Raw genomic sequence first — 17584 nt, forward strand, 5'->3', positions numbered from 1 at the left:
AACCATTAATTGAAATTACGATGAACACGAAGAATATAGCCAAATGGAGCCTGATGGTAACCGTCACGCTGCTTCTGACCGCCTGCCACGACATGCTGTTGAATCCGGAACCGGAATCTGTTCTTCCGTCAGGCCGGGCCTTTAATACATCGAAAGATATGAATCTGGGCGTGTTGGGTATCTATAACAGCTTACAAGCGAAGGTGCAGAAGGATTACCTGCTGATGGAAATGACCTCCGACAACATGTTTGCGGAGTATTATGCCACCGAGCCCGGTTTAATAGAAGTGGAATACCTGGAAGTCTCCACCGAGAACAACATCATCAATAACTTTTGGAAAACAACCTATGCGGGTATTGCACGCGCGAACGCCGTCCTATCGAACATCGATAATCCCATTGATTATTCGGGCAACGAGAAAAACCAATACTCGGGCGAAGCGAAATTTCTCCGGGCGCTTTTCTATTTTGATTTGGTACGCATATTCGGAGACGTTCCGTTGGTGACGGAATTGATGACCGTGGAACAGGCAGAACAAACGGCCAGAACACCCCGGGATCAGGTACTTGATTTTATCGTGGCGGATCTGGTAGCCGCAGAAGAGAATTTACCGGCGCCGGCAAATATAGTTGCCGGAAGAGCCAGCAAGGCAGCGGCAGCGGCCCTTTTATCACGGGTGTATGTGTATCTCGAAGAGTGGGAAAATGCCCAAACGTACCTGGAAAAGGTACTCAATGATTATCATTACAGCCTGGTTCCCAATTTCCGTCACCTGTTTTCGCTCGAAACCGAAACCAATTCGGAAGCGATTTATTCGGTTACGTTTATCCAGGGAACAAACGGACATGCTTTGTCCACCACGTTTGCGCCTTTGCAGGGCGTATATGGTATCGTACCAAATGGCACGCGCGTCGGCAGGCCTTCCTGGGACCTCAATAAGTTATACGAAGAGGGAGACCAACGGAAAGCGGTCACCATTTCAGATTACCAACTCCCTGCAAATGCAAAGCCAGGCGACGAACCGATCTGGTATCCGTACGTGAACAAGTACATGGTGCCGCATCAGGCAAACAATTCGGGATTGGATATACCGATTCTCCGGCTGGGTGAGGCCATCCTGCTGTACGCAGAAACGCTGTACAAATTGAATCAGTCTGACGAGGCGCTCACCCAACTGAACCGGATCCGCGAACGTGCTTTTGGTAACGCTGACCACAATTATACGGCGGCCGATTTCCACAATGAGGAATCGTTCATGGACCTGCTGCTGATGGAACGCCGCCTGGAGCTGGCTTTTGAGAACCACCGTTGGTTCGACTTGGTCCGCACCGGGCGCTTTACCACGGAGCTGACGGAATTCGAAGGGGAGTACAATCCGGGTACCGGAAAAGCGGAAATCGAACGGCTTACCGTGGAACCGTATATGCAGTTTTTTCCGATACCTTGGGAACAGATTCAATTGGCGGCGCCGGGCGTACTTACACAAAACGACGGATATAACTAGCAGGTATGAAATCCATGGATCGTAGAAAATTCATCTCCCATTCCCTGCAGACCACAGCAGCGCTGGCCCTTTCGGGTCCGGTGCTCGCTGCGGGGCAACATCCGGAGCACGAAACGGCTCTTCTTCGTGGTGACGAACCGGAAATTATTGACACGAATATCAATCTTTTTGAATGGCCGTTCAGAACGCTTAAATATGGTACGTCTACACGGTCACTTATCGAAAAATTACGCCGTCATCGCATTACGCAGGCTTGGGCCGGCAGCTTTGAGGCGCTGTTCTCCAAAAACATTGACTTAGTAAATAGCCGCCTGGTGGAAGCGTGCCAAAAGGACGGGAAAGGCATGCTCATCCCGTTCGGCACCGTAAACCCCTCATGGCCCGACTGGGAGGAAGATTTGCGCCGATGCCACGAGGTGCACCGGATGGTAGGCATACGGATTTATCCGATCTATCAGATGATCGATCTGAGCGATCCGCTTTTTACGAAACTGTTCCATGCCGTCTCGGAACGGGGAATGATCCTGCAAATCGTGGGCGACCTGGAAGATGCCCGTCATTTGCATCCCATCGTGGAGGTGAGACCGATGTCGTTTGAACCCTTGTTAGCGTTGTTAAAGGAACGTCCACAGGCTCGGGTGCAACTGTTGCACTGGAATGGGCGGATGGGGCAAAAATTACTGAACCAATTGGTGCAAGAAACATCGGTGTCACTGGATATTTCCCGGCTTGAATCAAACGGGGCGGTAGGCCGGTTGATCGAGGGGAAACCTTGGGGAGGAAGTGCTACGCCCGTTCCGGTCGACCGGATCTTGTTTGGATCACATGCTCCGTATTTTCCGGTGGAAGCGGCGGTGCTGCGGCTGTTCGAATCGCCCTTGACCCGTGAACAGATGACCGCCATTATGCATCGGAATGCGGAAAATTTCTTAAAAAAGTCTTAACGATTAATATGTAACCATGCAAAGCGATATAGAACGTTACGAGCAGTTTGCGCTCGGCCCCACTGCTTATGGCGTACCGGATCGGGAGGAGTTGGTCGGCTATCGGATCTGGGATACCCACTATCATGGATTCTGGAATTATACGGATCCGATTAAGCAACATCAAGAGATGATGCGATATGTCCGCCGGATGGGTATCGAACGTATCCTGGCGATCGACCTGGGAGGCACGTTGCAACGCCCACTGATTGCCACGCCCTTCGGCGATCCCATCAAAGCGCTGCTGGAAAAAGAAAAAGATCACTTGTCGGGCATCATCACCATCGACCCCGGCTATCCGGACCAGAGTTGCGAGAAAATGACGGAGTGGATTGCCAATGGTCCTTGCGTGGGGATCAAATATGTAGGGGGAAACCAGTTGGGGGTAACTTGCCAGCATCCGAATAACGATCAGATTATCCGCTATGCAGCGGAACTGGGGGCGGTTATCTATATCCATACCTGGATTAAGACAGGTGGCGATCCGCGCCATCCGGGCGGTGCCAACCTGAAGGGCGAATCGACCCCCATGGACGTAGCGGTGCTTGCCAAGCGGTTCCCCGACATTTCGCTGATCTGCGGGCATGCCGGCGGCGATTGGGAATTGGGCATCCGAGCAATCCGCTCGTGCGAAAACGTATTGTTGGAATTCAGCGGTGCAGACCCCCAGTCCGGCTCCGTAGACCTGGCGGTGAAGGAACTGGGGGCCGACCGGATCGTGTGGGGAGGGCACGGCCCTTCGCGGTCGTATGCGACTGAGTTGGCTAAAGTACTCGATGCCTCGCTGTCGCACGACGACCGGATGAAAATATTTGGACGAAATTACAGGCGTCTTGCTGAGTCCATCTTTCGTAAGAAGGGATGGTCAATAACGGTCTAGAACTTCATACGCTGGATACGGATGGCATTCCCAATGGCGATTAATGCTACCCCGACATCGGCAAAGACCGCTTCCCACATATTGGCTAACCCTCCGGCTCCGAGAATAAGCACGATGGCCTTAACTAGGAAGGCCATCGTGATGTTCTGCCATACGATGCGACGCGTAGCTTTTCCGATGCGGATCGCAAGGGGTATCTTGCTGGGCATATCGTCCTGGATAACCACGTCAGCCGTTTCGATGGTCGCATCGCTGCCGAGCCCGCCCATGGCGATACCGACGTCGCTCAGGGCAACAACGGGGGCATCGTTTACCCCATCCCCAACGAAAGCGACACGGTAGTTGGCCATTTTCATCTCTTTGATTTTGTTTGCTTTATCTTCTGGAAGCAGATTTCCGTAGGCTTGGGATATCCCCAATTTAGTGGCCACCTCCTGGACAACGGCGGGACGGTCACCGCTCAGCATGGTGGGCGTAACCCCTAACGTCTTTAATTCGCTAATAGCCTGCGCTGCATCCGGTTTAATCTCATCGGCGATAGCGAGGTATCCGGCAAACCGGCCATCGTAGCCAATGGCAATGAGCGTCTGCGCGGTTTGGCGGGTATCGGCGTCATAGGGAACGCCAAATCGGTCAAGCAACTTGAAATTGCCCACCAAAAGCTCCTTGCCATCTAAAAGAGCTCTCAGTCCATAACCGGCGATTTCTTCGATTTGCTCCAACTGCAGGCTTTCGTCCACCGGTCCGACATGGGCATGGATGGCGGTTGCCACGGGATGCGTACTGTTGCGCTCCAGCGCATTTGCCCATGCGAGGACTTCCGCACGGTCAAAGCCGTCCGATATAAAGACATCCTGTACGGTAAACACACCTTTGGTAAGGGTACCGGTCTTGTCCAGTACAACTTGCTGGATATGGGCCAACGCATCCAGGAAATTGCCGCCCTTGAACAGAATGCCACGGCGACTGCCGGCCCCGATACCGCCGAAATAACCAAGCGGGATCGAAATAACCAACGCACAGGGACAGGAAATAACCAAGAATACCAAGGCTCGATACAGCCAATCGGAAAACACGTAATCGGCGACAACCCATACGGGCAGCACGGTGATAAGCACGGCAAGCCCCACGACGATGGGCGTATAAACCTTCGCAAAGGTGCGGATAAACAGCTCGGTAGGCGCTTTCTGGGCGGCGGCGTCTTGTACTAAGGCGATGATCCGACTGAGTTTACTGTCATGATAGGCGGCGGTGATACGTATCTGTGCAACCGTGTTCAGGTTAATCATACCCGCCAATACGGAATCCCCGGCCACCTTGGTGTCGGGTTTGCTTTCGCCGGTTAACGCAGCGGTGTTGAAGGCAGCGCGGTCGGAAACCAGCTCACCATCCAATGCTAGTTTCTCGCCGGGCTTAAGCTGCACAATTTGGCCAATCGTCGCCTGTTGGGCGGCAATGGTGCGCGGACCGCCGTCTGCGAGAACCGTCACCTCGTCCGGCCGTTGATCCAAAAGCGCTTTAATATTGCCTTTTGCACGACGTACCGCCATGCCCTGCAGGTTTTCACCGACGGTATAGAATAACATCACCGCGACACCTTCCGGATATTCGCTAATAAAAAACGCACCAAGGGTGGCGATGACCATCAACGTGAATTCCGAAAACAGCTCTTTTTTCCGGAACGCCCGAAACATCTCCAGAATGACCGGTATCCCGACCGGGATGTAGGCAATTGCATACCAAGCTAAACGTACGGGATCAGCAAAGAATGAAGGACGGGGAAGCCATCCGTTGTCGAAGGCTAAACCCGACAGTAACAGTACAAAACTAACGAGGGCTGGCAAGAAGAGCCTGAATACGGAGGCTTGGTCACCGTGGTCGTGAGTGTGGCCATGCGCTTTGCCGTCGGCCGTATTCCGGTCGGCAGCTCCGTCCTCGGGAGCCTCGCATGAGCAGCAAGCCGTATGGTTTTGCTTCTTTATATCCATAACGATACAAAGATACCTGCTAAAGAGATGCAACCGATTTGCAAAGTTATGCCGGATAGAAGGCTATGCCGAACAGTCTTCGCATAACCCCTTCAGCACCATATTCATTTCTTTCAGGATGAATTTCCGGGGCAGGCTTACCGTGGGGATGGTATAATCGGTTAGGCAAAAAGTCCGCTTGCAGACCTGGCAATGGAAATGTACATGCAAATCGCCGGGGTTGCACTCACAACCATCTTCACATAACGCGTATTTCGCGGACCCGGTACCGTCATCAATGCTGTGGATAATCTTATGCTGCTCGAAAGTTTTCAGCGTCCGGTAAAGGGTTACCTTGTCCACTTTGTCAAATTGCTCTTCGAGGTCCGATAAGCTGATGGCGGTTTCTTGCTGTGCGAGCATATTCAGGACAAGCAGTCGCATCGCCGTGGGTTTCACTGAGCGGGCATTCAGAATCGTTGTCAGCTGTTTTTCATTCATTGGGTAACTGCACACAAATGCGTTCATCAAATATACATAAATTCATCCAATCGCTCATCTCATTCATCTATCCATATATTATTTGCCGACACAAGCTGTTTTGTGTTTTTGAGCAGAAATCCAATGGGTTTTTCTCTGATCAGAAGTACCCTACATCAACTATGAAAAATCATGTTTACGCCGTTGCCGCCCGATTACGTTTAGTTTTATATCATAAAGCTGTTTTTTTACCAGCAGCCATACGCCATAGCAACTACTTATAGCACCGCGGCGGGTTTATACTACGCGTATTTCGCGTGGCTGGGCATTTCGGCCGCCGGTATTGCCGCATTTGCGGCCTTCGGCACAGTGGCCCGACTGCGGGCCTTAATACAAGAGAAACAAGGTGGCTACGATCGTTAACGAGATCATCAGCACTTTAAACTGGCGTTCCGGAATGACATGGACAATGCGGATGCCGATCCAGCCTCCTAAGAGGATGAAAGGCAGCGCACAAAGATCCAATAGAAAACTTGCCCACGACAGGTTATCCCAGACCACGATCTGCAGCGGAATCTTTGCGTAATTCAGGATCATGATGAACCACGCGCCGGTAGCCACAAAGGCAAACTTGGGCAGCCGCATCGCAAGCAGGTAGACCGTGAGGATGGGGCCGGCGGCATTACCGATCATCGTGGAAAAACCGAGGACGAAACCGATGATAGGGGCGAATAAACGCGAAGCAACGATGCGCTCGATCCGCTCCGGATGGTTCATCCCGATCATGGCCGCCACACCCAGTAAGACACATCCACCCATGACCATTTTAAAGCTCGATTCGGGAATCCCGTTTCCCAGCATAAGCGCCACAACCAGTCCTGCAAGCGCCCACGGCATGGGCTTGATGACCAGATCCCAGTGAAAACGCTTTCGGTAATAAATGACGGCCAGCAAATCAGCCATGCATAGCAACGGCAATACAATGCCCGTGGAATGCTTGGCGCCGAAAAGCAGGGCAAAGACGGGAATGGTGACCGTGCCGATGTTTTGTATGCCGGTCTTTGATAATCCGATCAATACCGCGCAAAAGAAAAAAAGTGACCATTCCCAGGGGCCATGCAACAGGTCGGGAAAATCAGGCATGTGAAGCTGTTAAGAGCTGATGGATGCGGGCTACGTCGATATCCCGATAGTCGTGGATATACGCTTGGCAGGGAGGCAGTTGCCCCGGTGTGTGCGACGTAAGTACGCCAACTACCTTGGCTCCGGCACGGGTAGCAGCGGTTACTCCGGAAAAGGAGTCCTCAAAAATCACGCAATCTTCAGACCTAACACCTAGATTTTCAGCCGATTTCACATATATTTCCGGGTCAGGCTTGTGTGCGTTAACGTCCTCGCTGGACAACGCCGAATCCATCAACGGACGCAGTGCGAGGCCATCAAGAATAAAATCCAGGTTGGCTCGGGGTGCCGATGTCGCTACCCCCAAACGGAATCCTTGTGATTTCAGGGCGGAAAGAAATTCGGGCAGACCAGCAATGGGTGTCAGGTTTGCGTGATAAATTTCCCGGAACAGCGCCTCTTTTTCGTCTGCTAGGTGCTGGATCTCTGCATCGCTGAGTGCCCGTTTGAAAAAATACCGCATGATGTAATCGTTGTGCTTGCCATACATGTGGTCTTCGAATTCCTGATCGGTATAAGAAACGTTATACTTGTCAAAAAACAGTTTGAATGCTTCGGCGTGATGGGGATTGGTGTGGGCGATGACGCCGTCCATGTCGAAAATGACCGCATAGTTATCCATAGCTGCAAAGGTAATGATGATTTTAGATTTATCCACGCCCCACGGTTGTTTGGCGACGGGCGCGCGTTCGTCGCTGAATGCAATAGGCGACGGAATTACTGTGCCCTGAAAGTGACAAAAAATAATAGTACTTTTGAACCTGACCGGTATCCGGAGTCAAGTGAATATCGTTTGAATTAAATTATATCGTATGCACAACAGAAATGGATTGATTACCGCTGTGGTATTTCCCCTCGCGTTCCTTTTGCTTTCCATCCAAGCGTCATTTGCCCAACCCGCCCAGCCAACGGGCGACTTTTCGCTGGCCGACACACTGCCGATGGATGGGAGTGTGTTGAGAGGGCGACTCGAAAACGGCCTGGTCTATTACATCCGCCACAACGAGGAACCGAAAGACCGTGTGGTGATGTATTTGGCGACCAAAGTTGGATCCATACTCGAAACGGATCAAGAACTTGGCTTGGCGCACTTCCTCGAACACATGCAGTTCAATGGAACAAAGAATTTTCCCAAGAATGAACTCGTGAACTACCTGCAAAAGGCGGGCGTACGTTTCGGATCAGACCTGAATGCCTACACCAGTTTTGACGAAACGGTATACCAACTACCGATTCCCTCGGATGACCCCGAGTTACTCAAAAACGGTTTGCAGGTGCTACGCGATTGGGCTCAGGATGCCTTGCTGGACGGGGAGGAAATCGATAAAGAACGAGGGGTGGTACTCAACGAAATGCTGGGAGGGCGTGGTGCTGAACAGCGTATGCGTGACCAGTATTTGCCGATGATCCTCAATCAATCACGGTATGCAAAACGGCTGCCCATCGGCACAAAGGAAATCATCGAAGGCTTCGCCCATGAAACCCTCCGTAACTTTCACCAGAAATGGTATCGGCCCGATTTGCAGGCGCTCATCATCGTGGGCGACATCAACGTACCGGAAATGGAAGCGCAAATTAAGACTTTGTTCGCTGACCTTAAAAATCCGGGTCAGGAGGCAAAGCGCGACGAATACACCATTCCGCTTACCGGCAAGAATCAATTTTTGGCGGTGACAGACCCCGAAATGCCTCAAACGGTGATGCAGGTGATTGTTAAACACCCGGAAGCCGAAGTCAAAACGGTTGCAAACTACCGCATGCAACTGGCCAAGTCGCTATTCAATCAGATGGTTGCAGCCCGTTTTGCGGAGCTTACACGCCAATCAGATCCGCCTTTTATACAAGGCGGAGGAAGCATTGGCGGTTTTTTAAGGGGATTGGACGCATTCACGATGTATGTGGTTGCTAAACCTGGTGAAATTAAACGCGGATTTGAATCGGTCGTAACTGAATTTGAACGAGCCCGCCGGCATGGTTTTACAGAAACCGAACTGGAACGCGCAAAAAGCAACTTTTTGACCGGCCTTGAGTCCGCATATGCCGAGCGCGATAAGCGTGAGTCGCAGGCCTATATAGATAGCTATCTCAACCATTTTTTGGAAGGGGAAAGTGCCTTAAGCAACGAAGACCGCTACAGCCTGGGCAAACAGCTCATTGCAACCATCTCGCTGGATGATGTGAACGCGCTGGGCAAGCAATATTACGTGGATAACAACCGGGATATCCTCATCTTGGCACCGGATAAAGACAAAGACAGCCTGCCCGACGAAACGGCGGTGAATAGCTGGCTAGCGGAAATCAAGAATGCTGATATTGCGCCTTATGACGACAGTATGCAGGATCTCCCACTTTTGGAAACGCCGCCGCAAGCGGGAACGGTAACCAACCGGACGGAAAACCCCGAATTGGGCATAACCGAATTGACCCTGAGCAACGGCGTAAAAGTGGTGTTGAAGCCGACAGATTTTAAAAATGACGAGATTATCTTCTCCGCGTTCAGTCCGGGGGGAACATCGCTTTATAACGACTCGGATTTCCTTTCCGCTGCCTACGCAGCCACGGTAGTAGGGGGAAGCGGCTTAGGCCCGTACAATGCGACGCAGCTCACCAAGTACCTCAGTGGTAAGAAGGTTTCCGTACAGCCTTTCATCAACGAGCGTACAGAAGGATTCCGCGCTTCCAGCGGTAAGAAGGATTTGCCAATGGCGTTCGAACTCATCTATGCCTACTTCACTGTACCCCGACTGGACCCGGATGTATTCGAAGGATATATGAAGCGGATCAAGGCGTCCCTTGCGAATCGATCAGATGATCCCGATGCGGTATTTGCCGATACGATCAACGCCGTCTTGTATGACAATAACATCCGGCGTACAAGCATGACGGTTGAACAGGTAGACCTGATTGACCCGCAGCGCGCGTATGATATTTTTAAAGAACGTTTTGCGGATGCCTCTGATTTTACATTCACATTCGTAGGCAGTTTCACCGAAGACGAGATTATGCCGCTTGTATTGCAGTACCTGGCAAGTTTACCCAATACCGGCAGAGACGAAGAGGCCCGTGATCTTGGGATTGATCCGCCTGAAAAGGGCTTACAACGGACAGTTCACCGCGGCAAAGAACAAAAATCCAGCGTACGCCTGTATTATTTCGGCGATTACCACTATTCGGAGGACGAAAACATGCAGTTGGACGCGCTGGAAAGTATCCTGAATATCAAATTGATCGAACGGCTCCGTGAAGCGGAAAGCGGGGTGTATGGGGTATCTGCAAATGCTTCTTATGCAAAATATCCCCGCTATCGCTATTCATTTGGCGTCGCCTATGGAACCAGCCCTGACAAAGTAGCGCCATTAATGGCATCGGTATTGGATGAAATCAATAAAATTAAACAGAATGGCCCCGAACAAACGGATATCGACAAGTTCATGAGCGAGCAGAGGCGTGTATTGGAAGTGCAGCTACGGGAAAACGGCTTCTGGTTGGGTCACCTGTCGGGGTCGTATCAAAATAACGAGGATCCCGCGTATATCCTGAAATACCTGGATGAGTTACGTAAGGTAACCGCGGAAAGCGTCAAGACGGTGGCTAATAAATACCTCGTTGAAGACCGTCTATTCAAATTCATACTCATGCCGGAGGAACCTTAAGCAGGAACGACCGGTTCATAAAAAAACGCCCTTGTGTGAACACAGGGCGTTTTTTATGACAAAGATAATTAATTAACCTAAATAGGATTTCAGTATCCGGCTGCGCGAAGTGTGGCGAAGCCGCTGCAAGGCTTTGTCTTTAATCTGGCGAACACGTTCGCGGGTAAGATTGAATTTTTCGCCGATTTCTTCCAACGACAATTGGTGGTTGGACCCCAATCCGAAAAACAACACAATGATTTCCCGTTCACGTTCGGTGAGCGTTGCCAACGAACGCTTGATTTCCTCAGAAAGCGACTCGTCGATCAACGTGCTATCCGTATCCGGATCGCTGTTTTCCAAAACATCCAATAACGTGTTTTCTTCGCCTTGTACAAAGGGTGCGTCCATCGAAACATGCCGGCCCGAATTGCTTAACGTATCGGAAACTTTGTCTACCGTGGTCTCCAGAATGTCCGCTAACTCTTCCGGTGAAGGTTCACGCTCATATTCCTGCTCCAATTTGGAGAAGGCTTTGCTGATTTTGCTGAGTGAACCCACCTGATTCAGCGGAAGGCGTACAATGCGCGATTGCTCGGCAATCGCCTGAAGGATGGATTGACGGATCCACCAAACCGCATAGGAGATGAATTTGAATCCTTTGGTCTCGTCAAACCGCTTAGCGGCCTTAATTAACCCCAGGTTCCCTTCGTTGATTAGATCACCCAAGGTGAGTCCCTGGTTCTGATATTGTTTCGCTACAGAAACCACAAAACGTAAGTTCGTTTTGGTTAACCGCTCCAGTGCAGCCTGATCTCCTTCCCGGATTTTCTGGGCAAGGACAACCTCTTCTTCGGCTGTAATTAAGTCTACTTTACCAATCTCGTGCAAGTACTTGTCTAACGACTGTGACTCCCGATTGGTAATGGATTGTGTAATTTTGAGCTGTCTCATTTAATATATTAGTACCTTCCTTTCTAAAAAGTTTGCAAAAATACGATTTTCTCTTTCATATTAACCGATTTTCTTGGAAAAAGTTGTCTGATTTAGAGGAAATTATCGGATTTTTTTTTAATAATTTATGCAACAAAAAGCGTTCCAAATAATTTGTGACAGAATGACAGCCTTCATCCACATCATAAATTTAAAATGCTGTATTTCAGACACTTAAATGCAATCTAATAACGTAGAAGGAATTTATGCTCGTCCTTTATGAGAAAATTGTGACAGAGCGCGGACGATATCCCCGCAAAAAAGCCTGGACGTCCATTCTTTTTTTTCCAGCCAACTGCACTTCTTGGACATTGATATAACCGTCGGCGCATGTGAACTTCAGGAAAGATGTTCCGTCGGTGTAATACGAGCCAACGGGGTGGATAACCGGAACTTTTTCTTTAGATGCCTTGAAAATCTTTAGCAGCTGCCCATCAAGTTCCGTGTAAGCTGCCGGGTAGGGGCTGAGTCCACGGATTAGGTTGTACACCTCATCCACGGAACGATGCCAATTGATATCGCCGTCTTCTTTAAAAATCTTAGGGGCGTGCTTCAGCACGGTATCCGCCGGTGCAAGGCGTTCCTGCGGAACCGGAGCTGCTTTCCCCGCAGCTAGTGCTTTTACCGTTCTCACCAATAAACCCGCGCCGACGCTCATCAATTTGTCGTGCAAATCGCCTGCGGTTTCGTCGGAACCAATGGGCACCTTTTCAGAAAACAAGATATGGCCGGTATCAATTTCATGCTGTAAAAGAAAAGTGGTTACTCCGCTTTCGGTCTCTCCGTCGATGACCGCATGATTGATGGGGGCTGCACCGCGATACTGGGGCAGGAGGGAAGCGTGAAGATTGACCGTACCTAACGGAGGCATGCTCCATACGGCCTCGGGCAACATGCGGAAGGCTACCACCACCTGCAGATCAGCTGCAAACGATTTCAGGTCGTCCAGAAATTGAGGATCGCGCAGTTTCACGGGTTGCAGCACCGGAATTCCCCGGGAGATGGCAAAGGCTTTAACAGTAGATTGCTGCAGTTTCTGTCCCCGGCCTGCCGGTTTGTCCGGCGCTGTAACCACAGCAACCACTTCTTCGCCGGCCTCCAGCAGCGCATCCAACGAAGCGACTGCAAACTCGGGGGTTCCCATGAAAATAATGCGCATGTTGAATTCTGATTTCGTATTTCTAATCTCGTGCCTTACCTTTGCAAAGGTACAAAATATCTCGAAAGGCTTGAATTTTCCCTACTTTTTGGCAAAGCGGGCTACCAGTGGCAAGCGGACATTTTCCGGACTCATTGTCCGGGTAGCTATCGGGGCAATCGCGCTCGGCGTTGCCGCCATGATACTGTCCATTGCCGTGCTCAGGGGATTCAAGGGCGAGATAACGGCGAAACAACGGGGGTTTTTCGGCGATGTTGTACTCAGCAACTATGACCTGAACGTATCCTACGAACCTACGCCATTTACGCTTTCGGCATCGGAGGTGGCCGAAGTGAAAAATCTTCGCGGTGTTTCATCGCTTCGTTATTTTGCGACAAAGCCGGGCATCATCAATGTAAACAATGAGGTTGAGGGCGTCCTCTTAAAAGGGATAGATGCTACCTATGACCCTAGCTTTCTGAACGAGTTACTGGTAGCAGGTCAACCCATTGATTTTTCGGACAGTACCCGGGCGATGGAGCAGATCCTGATATCACAATATACAGCCAATCGACTCCAGTTGGCGGTTGGCGACGATTTTATCATGTATTTTGTTCAGGAACCTGTACGGAGGCGCAAGTTTGAGATTGCCGGCATCTACCATACGGGCGTGGAGGAACTGGATAAAACGTATGTAGTAGGCTCTATTTCCCTAATACGCAGATTAAATGATTGGAAGGAAGGCGAAGTCGGAGGGTATGAAGTGTCTATTGATAATTTCAATAAACTGGCCGAAATGACCGTTGAAATACAAGATCTACTGCCAATCGAAGTGGATGCGGTCAACGTACGCGACCAACTGCCGGAGATATTTCAGTGGCTGGATCTGCTGGACGTCAATACCGTCATCATTCTGATCCTGATGATGGTGGTGGCGACCGTAAATATGATTTCGGCGTTGCTGATTATTATCCTTGAGCGCACCTCGATGATCGGCCTTTTGAAAGCACTGGGTTACACGGATGGTGGGATCCGGAAAATCTTTCTATATCAGGCTGCGTATCTGATCGGATTGGGATTGTTATTTGGGAATCTGTTGGGCGGAGGGTTGTATGCGTTCCAGAACCAGACCCGGTATTTCAAACTGGACGAGGCTTCCTATTATGTTTCCTACATTCCGGTCGACATCAACGTGCTCGATGTCGTGTTGCTGAATGCAGGCGTAGTGGCTGTGATCCTGGCGGTATTGCTAATCCCTTCGTATCTGATCAGCAAAATCAGCCCCATCAAAGCGATTCAGTTTCAATAACTGCGTAATCGCTGCCCGTTCCTTCCTGATTTTGACTATATTTGAAGGCGTCTAATTGCATGACGTGCTGAAGGCAATTTGTTATTTATGATCAAAAACTTCTTCGACCATATTCGCCACGCATTTGAAATTCCATTGAGCAATCCCGTGCTCGTCTTCGCACTTATTCTTTTTATCATTCTTTTGTCGCCCATATTGCTGCGAAGAATAAAAATTCCGGGAATTATCGGATTGATCCTTTCAGGCGTGGCCATTGGCCCTCACGGATTGAATCTGCTTGAGCGGAGTTCGGCGGTTGATCTGTTTTCAACCATTGGCCTTTTGTACATCATGTTTATTGCCGGACTGGAATTGGATATGAACGAATTCCGGAAAACACGGCATAGGAGCATCTTGTTCGGTTTCTTCACGTTTGCGATTCCCATCACTATCGGGTATCCGGTCTGCTATTACATACTGGGATACGACATGTTATCCAGCATTTTGATTTCCAGCATGTTCGCAACTCATACGCTGGTTGCCTATCCGGTGGTAAACAGCTACGGAATAGCCAAGAATGAAGCAGTAGCTATCACCATCGGCGGAACCATTCTCACCGATACGGCGGTCCTGATCATACTTGCCGTCATTATCGGTGCTTCACAAGGACAGCTCGGGAAGGAGTTCTGGCTGACGCTCGGATTCTCATTTGCGGTTTTTCTACTGATTATGTTCGGCGTCATTCCGCGGATTGCCAAATGGTTTTTCCAGAAAATAGAAGGCGAAAAAACGGCGCATTATATTTTTGTGCTCTTTGTGGTCTTTTTTGCGGCCTTTCTGGCGGAAATGGCGGGACTCGAACACATCATCGGCGCATTCGTCGCCGGGCTGGCGCTAAACAAACTGATTCCGCATTCTTCGGCCTTGATGAATCGGATCGAGTTTATCGGCAACGCCATCTTTATTCCTTTCTTCCTGATCAGCGTTGGCATGATCGTCGATATCAGTGTTTTGATGAACGGTCCCGCTGCCTTGATCATCGCAGCAACGCTCACCTTGGTAGCGATTTTCAGCAAATGGATCGCAGCGTGGCTTACGCAGCTTTCGTTCCGGTATTCTTCCGCGCAACGGCAGGTGATTTTTGGACTGAGCAGCGCACATGCGGCCGCAACGCTGGCGGTCATCATGGTGGGACACCGATACGGGATCATCGACGAAAATGTGCTTAACGGCACCATTGTGCTTATTCTCGTGACCTGTATCGTTGCTTCGCTCGCCACGGAAACCGCTTCCAAAAAAGTGGTACTTGCGGGCGATCAGGACGAAGTGACCAGTGAAAAAAACGTGGCCCGCGAAGAACAGCTGATGTTGCCCATAGCGAACCTCAATAATATGGAGTCGCTGCTGGATTTTGCAACATTGATTAAGAGCAAACACTCTCCCCATCCCATTACCGTTTTGACGGTGGTTCCGAACAACGAGATGGCGGATCAGAATTTGCAACGGGCACGCAAAAACTTGGATTCAACCGCAAAATACGCCTCTGGTAGCGAAACAGCGGTTAGCATGATCGCCACCATCGATCATAACATTGCCAATGGCATCAGCCGGGCGGCGCGCGAAGTAAGCGCAGATGGCATTTTATTGGGATGGCCCAGTCGCCCGGGCATCATCGAGAAAATGGTGGGCGAAAAAACGGAGAGCATCCTCAACCAGACAGACACCAACCTGTTTATGTGCCATGTAGATAAGTCTTTGGTGATGCTGAAACGCATTGTTGTCTTTTGTCCGCCGTTATCCGAATCGGAACTGGGATTCGACTTTTGTATGGAAAAGGTGCTGAGGTTAGGACAGGAACTTTCCATTCCCATTTTGTATGTGTGCGACGATCGGACCGAACGCGCGGTTTCCGAATACATCGAGCGCAGCAAAACGAGTTCCCGTGTACTTTTTTCGGATTATCAGGAATGGGATGATCTGTCCGGACTGAGTCAGTTTGTAAAAGATAATGATTTTGTCGTGTTTATTTCGGCGCGTCAAGGGGAAGTATCCTATCGCCATTCCTTTGATGGCATCCCCAAAAAGCTGGGTAAAATTTATGCACAGCACAATCGGATATTGATTTTTCCGAGCAGAAGGGGAGGGTATTCATTGGACGAATACGAGGACGTATCCGCAGCGCCGATTTTGCAGCGTATCGGCAGAGGTATCGGTAACATCTTTACAAAAGATAAACATTAATCGCATGGCCACCACAAAAATCACAAAGAAATCGGATGGGACACTTGAGGTGCCGGATCGCGTAGACATTCCGTTTATCATTGGTGATGGTATAGGACCTGACCTATGGCACGCCGCCGTCAGGGTATTTGACGCTGCTGTTGAAACCGCCTACAGCGGTACACGAGGTGTCTCCTGGAAAGAGGTGCTGGCCGGCGAAAAGGCTTTTGATCAGACCGGCGAATGGCTCCCTCAGGCCACAATAGACACCATCCGGGATCATTATGTGGGGATTAAAGGGCCACTCACCACGCCGATCGGGGGAGGCATCCGCTCCCTCAATGTGGCCATTCGCAAGGCGCTCGATCTTTATGTCTGCCAACGGCCAACCCGGTGGTTTAAGGGAGTTCCGTCGCCGGTAAAGCGCCCGGAACTGGTGGACATGGTGATGTTCAGGGAAAATACGGAAGATATCTATACCGGCATCGAATTTCCGGCAAACTCGGAAGACGGATCACGCGTGAAAGATTTCCTTCAACACGAAATGGCGGTGGATTTTAATTTCACGCCGGATACCGCCATTGGCATCAAAACCGTTTCCGAAACTGGTTCGAAACGCTTGATCCGAGCCGCCATCAATTATGCTATCGAAAAGAATCTGCCTTCGGTTACGCTCGTGCACAAAGGAAACATTATGAAGTTTACCGAGGGCGCGTTCAAGAATTGGGGCTATGAAGTAGCCGAAACCGAATTTTCTTCGCACACGTATACCTGGTCGCACTGGGAGCGAACCAAAGCAGAACATGGCGAGCTGAAAGCCAATAGCGAGCTGAAAGCAGCAGAAACCACGGGAAAAGTCATTGTCAAGGATGTGATTGCCGACAACTTTTTACAGCAAATCCTATTAAATCCCCAAGATTATTCCGTTATTGCCACTTTAAACCTCAATGGTGATTACATTTCGGATGCACTGGCAGCCATCGTAGGCGGCATAGGAATCGCACCGGGTGCAAACATCAATTACCAAACGGGTTACGCCGTATTTGAGGCTACGCATGGCACCGCTCCGAGATTTGCCAATACGGATAGCATGAATCCTTCGTCCGTAATTCTCAGTGGCGTCATGCTATTTGAATACATCGGTTGGAGCGAGGCAGCTTCGCTAATTGTACGCGCGCTGCAAGACACCATACTGCAGAAAAAAGTTACCGTGGATTTCTTCAATCAGATGACCGGCGGGGAATTAGTAAAAACAAGTGAGTTTGCAACGGCAATCGTTGATAAAATAAAAGTCGACTTTGACCGTTCGATATAAA

At 50.1% G+C, this 17584-nt stretch carries 13 protein-coding genes; 7 read left to right on the top strand and 6 right to left on the bottom strand.

Annotated elements, in window-relative coordinates:
- Positions 1-20 precede the first annotated feature (20 nt).
- From ACFQRK_RS05140 to ACFQRK_RS05150, 3 genes are read left to right on the top strand one after another with little or no spacing between them, the layout of a single operon-like run.
- Entirely contained in the window at positions 21-1505 is a 1485-nt protein-coding gene (locus tag ACFQRK_RS05140; protein WP_379004317.1) for a RagB/SusD family nutrient uptake outer membrane protein, read from the top strand.
- A gap of 14 nt (positions 1506-1519) precedes the next feature.
- Positions 1520-2449: an amidohydrolase family protein gene (locus ACFQRK_RS05145; RefSeq protein WP_379004319.1), complete on the top strand. Its 930-nt coding sequence runs from the start codon at positions 1520-1522 to the stop codon at positions 2447-2449.
- Positions 2450-2465: 16 nt separating this feature from the next.
- Positions 2466-3368: an amidohydrolase family protein gene (locus ACFQRK_RS05150; RefSeq protein WP_379004321.1), complete on the top strand. Its 903-nt coding sequence runs from the start codon at positions 2466-2468 to the stop codon at positions 3366-3368.
- Here the strand turns inward: ACFQRK_RS05150 and ACFQRK_RS05155 are convergent.
- The 4 genes from ACFQRK_RS05155 to ACFQRK_RS05170 form a co-directional block, all read right to left on the bottom strand.
- A complete protein-coding gene (locus tag ACFQRK_RS05155) occupies positions 3365-5356 on the bottom strand; it encodes a heavy metal translocating P-type ATPase (protein WP_379004323.1) in 1992 nt (663 codons plus the stop codon). The genes ACFQRK_RS05150 and ACFQRK_RS05155 overlap by 4 nt on opposite strands.
- Positions 5357-5419: 63 nt before the next feature.
- Positions 5420-5836: a Fur family transcriptional regulator gene (locus tag ACFQRK_RS05160; RefSeq protein ID WP_379004325.1), complete on the bottom strand. Its 417-nt coding sequence runs from the start codon at positions 5834-5836 to the stop codon at positions 5420-5422.
- Positions 5837-6202: 366 nt separating this feature from the next.
- Positions 6203-6958: a sulfite exporter TauE/SafE family protein gene (locus ACFQRK_RS05165; protein ID WP_379004327.1), complete on the bottom strand. Its 756-nt coding sequence runs from the start codon at positions 6956-6958 to the stop codon at positions 6203-6205.
- Positions 6951-7655 carry an HAD family hydrolase gene (locus ACFQRK_RS05170; RefSeq protein WP_379004328.1) on the bottom strand — a complete coding sequence of 235 codons (705 nt, stop codon included), beginning with the start codon at positions 7653-7655 and terminating at the stop codon, positions 6951-6953. Before ACFQRK_RS05170 ends, ACFQRK_RS05165 begins: the two co-directional genes overlap by 8 nt.
- A 154-nt stretch (positions 7656-7809) precedes the next feature.
- On the opposite strand from ACFQRK_RS05170, the gene ACFQRK_RS05175 reads away from it, so the two are divergent.
- Positions 7810-10650 carry a M16 family metallopeptidase gene (locus ACFQRK_RS05175; RefSeq protein WP_379004330.1) on the top strand — a complete coding sequence of 947 codons (2841 nt, stop codon included), beginning with the start codon at positions 7810-7812 and terminating at the stop codon, positions 10648-10650.
- Between the two features lie 72 nt (positions 10651-10722).
- Here ACFQRK_RS05175 and ACFQRK_RS05180 read toward each other — a convergent pair whose 3' ends face one another.
- Both ACFQRK_RS05180 and fmt read right to left on the bottom strand, forming a co-directional pair.
- Positions 10723-11583, bottom strand: coding sequence for an RNA polymerase sigma factor RpoD/SigA (locus ACFQRK_RS05180; protein WP_090629014.1), 861 nt, complete (start codon positions 11581-11583; stop codon positions 10723-10725).
- Between the two features lie 256 nt (positions 11584-11839).
- A complete protein-coding gene (gene fmt / locus ACFQRK_RS05185) occupies positions 11840-12781 on the bottom strand; it encodes a methionyl-tRNA formyltransferase (RefSeq protein WP_379004333.1) in 942 nt (313 codons plus the stop codon).
- Here fmt and ACFQRK_RS05190 point away from each other — a divergent pair.
- The 3 genes from ACFQRK_RS05190 to icd all read left to right on the top strand — a co-directional run bounded on the left by ACFQRK_RS05190 (position 12765) and on the right by icd (position 17583).
- Entirely contained in the window at positions 12765-14069 is a 1305-nt protein-coding gene (locus ACFQRK_RS05190; RefSeq protein WP_379004335.1) for an ABC transporter permease, read from the top strand. The genes fmt and ACFQRK_RS05190 overlap by 17 nt on opposite strands.
- Positions 14070-14156: 87 nt before the next feature.
- A complete protein-coding gene (locus ACFQRK_RS05195; RefSeq protein ID WP_379004337.1) occupies positions 14157-16289 on the top strand; it encodes a cation:proton antiporter in 2133 nt (710 codons plus the stop codon).
- Between the two features lie 4 nt (positions 16290-16293).
- Positions 16294-17583 carry an NADP-dependent isocitrate dehydrogenase gene (gene icd / locus ACFQRK_RS05200; protein WP_379004340.1) on the top strand — a complete coding sequence of 430 codons (1290 nt, stop codon included), beginning with the start codon at positions 16294-16296 and terminating at the stop codon, positions 17581-17583.
- The last annotated feature ends 1 nt before the right edge of the window (position 17584 follow it).

Origin of the sequence: Parapedobacter sp. GCM10030251, assembly GCF_042666505.1 — a bacterium.
GTDB lineage: Bacteria > Bacteroidota > Bacteroidia > Sphingobacteriales > Sphingobacteriaceae > Parapedobacter.

Bases quoted from the DNA above. Each gene is read 5' to 3' on its own strand.
- ACFQRK_RS05140 (WP_379004317.1), top strand. From the start codon at position 21: ATGAACACGAAGAATATAGCCAAATGGAGCCTGATGGTAACCGTCACG.
- ACFQRK_RS05145 (WP_379004319.1), top strand. From the start codon at position 1,520: ATGGATCGTAGAAAATTCATCTCCCATTCCCTGCAGACCACAGCAGCG.
- ACFQRK_RS05150 (WP_379004321.1), top strand. From the start codon at position 2,466: ATGCAAAGCGATATAGAACGTTACGAGCAGTTTGCGCTCGGCCCCACT.
- ACFQRK_RS05155 (WP_379004323.1), bottom strand. From the start codon at position 5,356: ATGGATATAAAGAAGCAAAACCATACGGCTTGCTGCTCATGCGAGGCT.
- ACFQRK_RS05160 (WP_379004325.1), bottom strand. From the start codon at position 5,836: ATGAATGAAAAACAGCTGACAACGATTCTGAATGCCCGCTCAGTGAAA.
- ACFQRK_RS05165 (WP_379004327.1), bottom strand. From the start codon at position 6,958: ATGCCTGATTTTCCCGACCTGTTGCATGGCCCCTGGGAATGGTCACTT.
- ACFQRK_RS05175 (WP_379004330.1), top strand. From the start codon at position 7,810: ATGCACAACAGAAATGGATTGATTACCGCTGTGGTATTTCCCCTCGCG.
- ACFQRK_RS05180 (WP_090629014.1), bottom strand. From the start codon at position 11,583: ATGAGACAGCTCAAAATTACACAATCCATTACCAATCGGGAGTCACAG.
- ACFQRK_RS05190 (WP_379004335.1), top strand. From the start codon at position 12,765: ATGAAAATAATGCGCATGTTGAATTCTGATTTCGTATTTCTAATCTCG.
- fmt (WP_379004333.1), bottom strand. From the start codon at position 12,781: ATGCGCATTATTTTCATGGGAACCCCCGAGTTTGCAGTCGCTTCGTTG.
- ACFQRK_RS05195 (WP_379004337.1), top strand. From the start codon at position 14,157: ATGATCAAAAACTTCTTCGACCATATTCGCCACGCATTTGAAATTCCA.
- icd (WP_379004340.1), top strand. From the start codon at position 16,294: ATGGCCACCACAAAAATCACAAAGAAATCGGATGGGACACTTGAGGTG.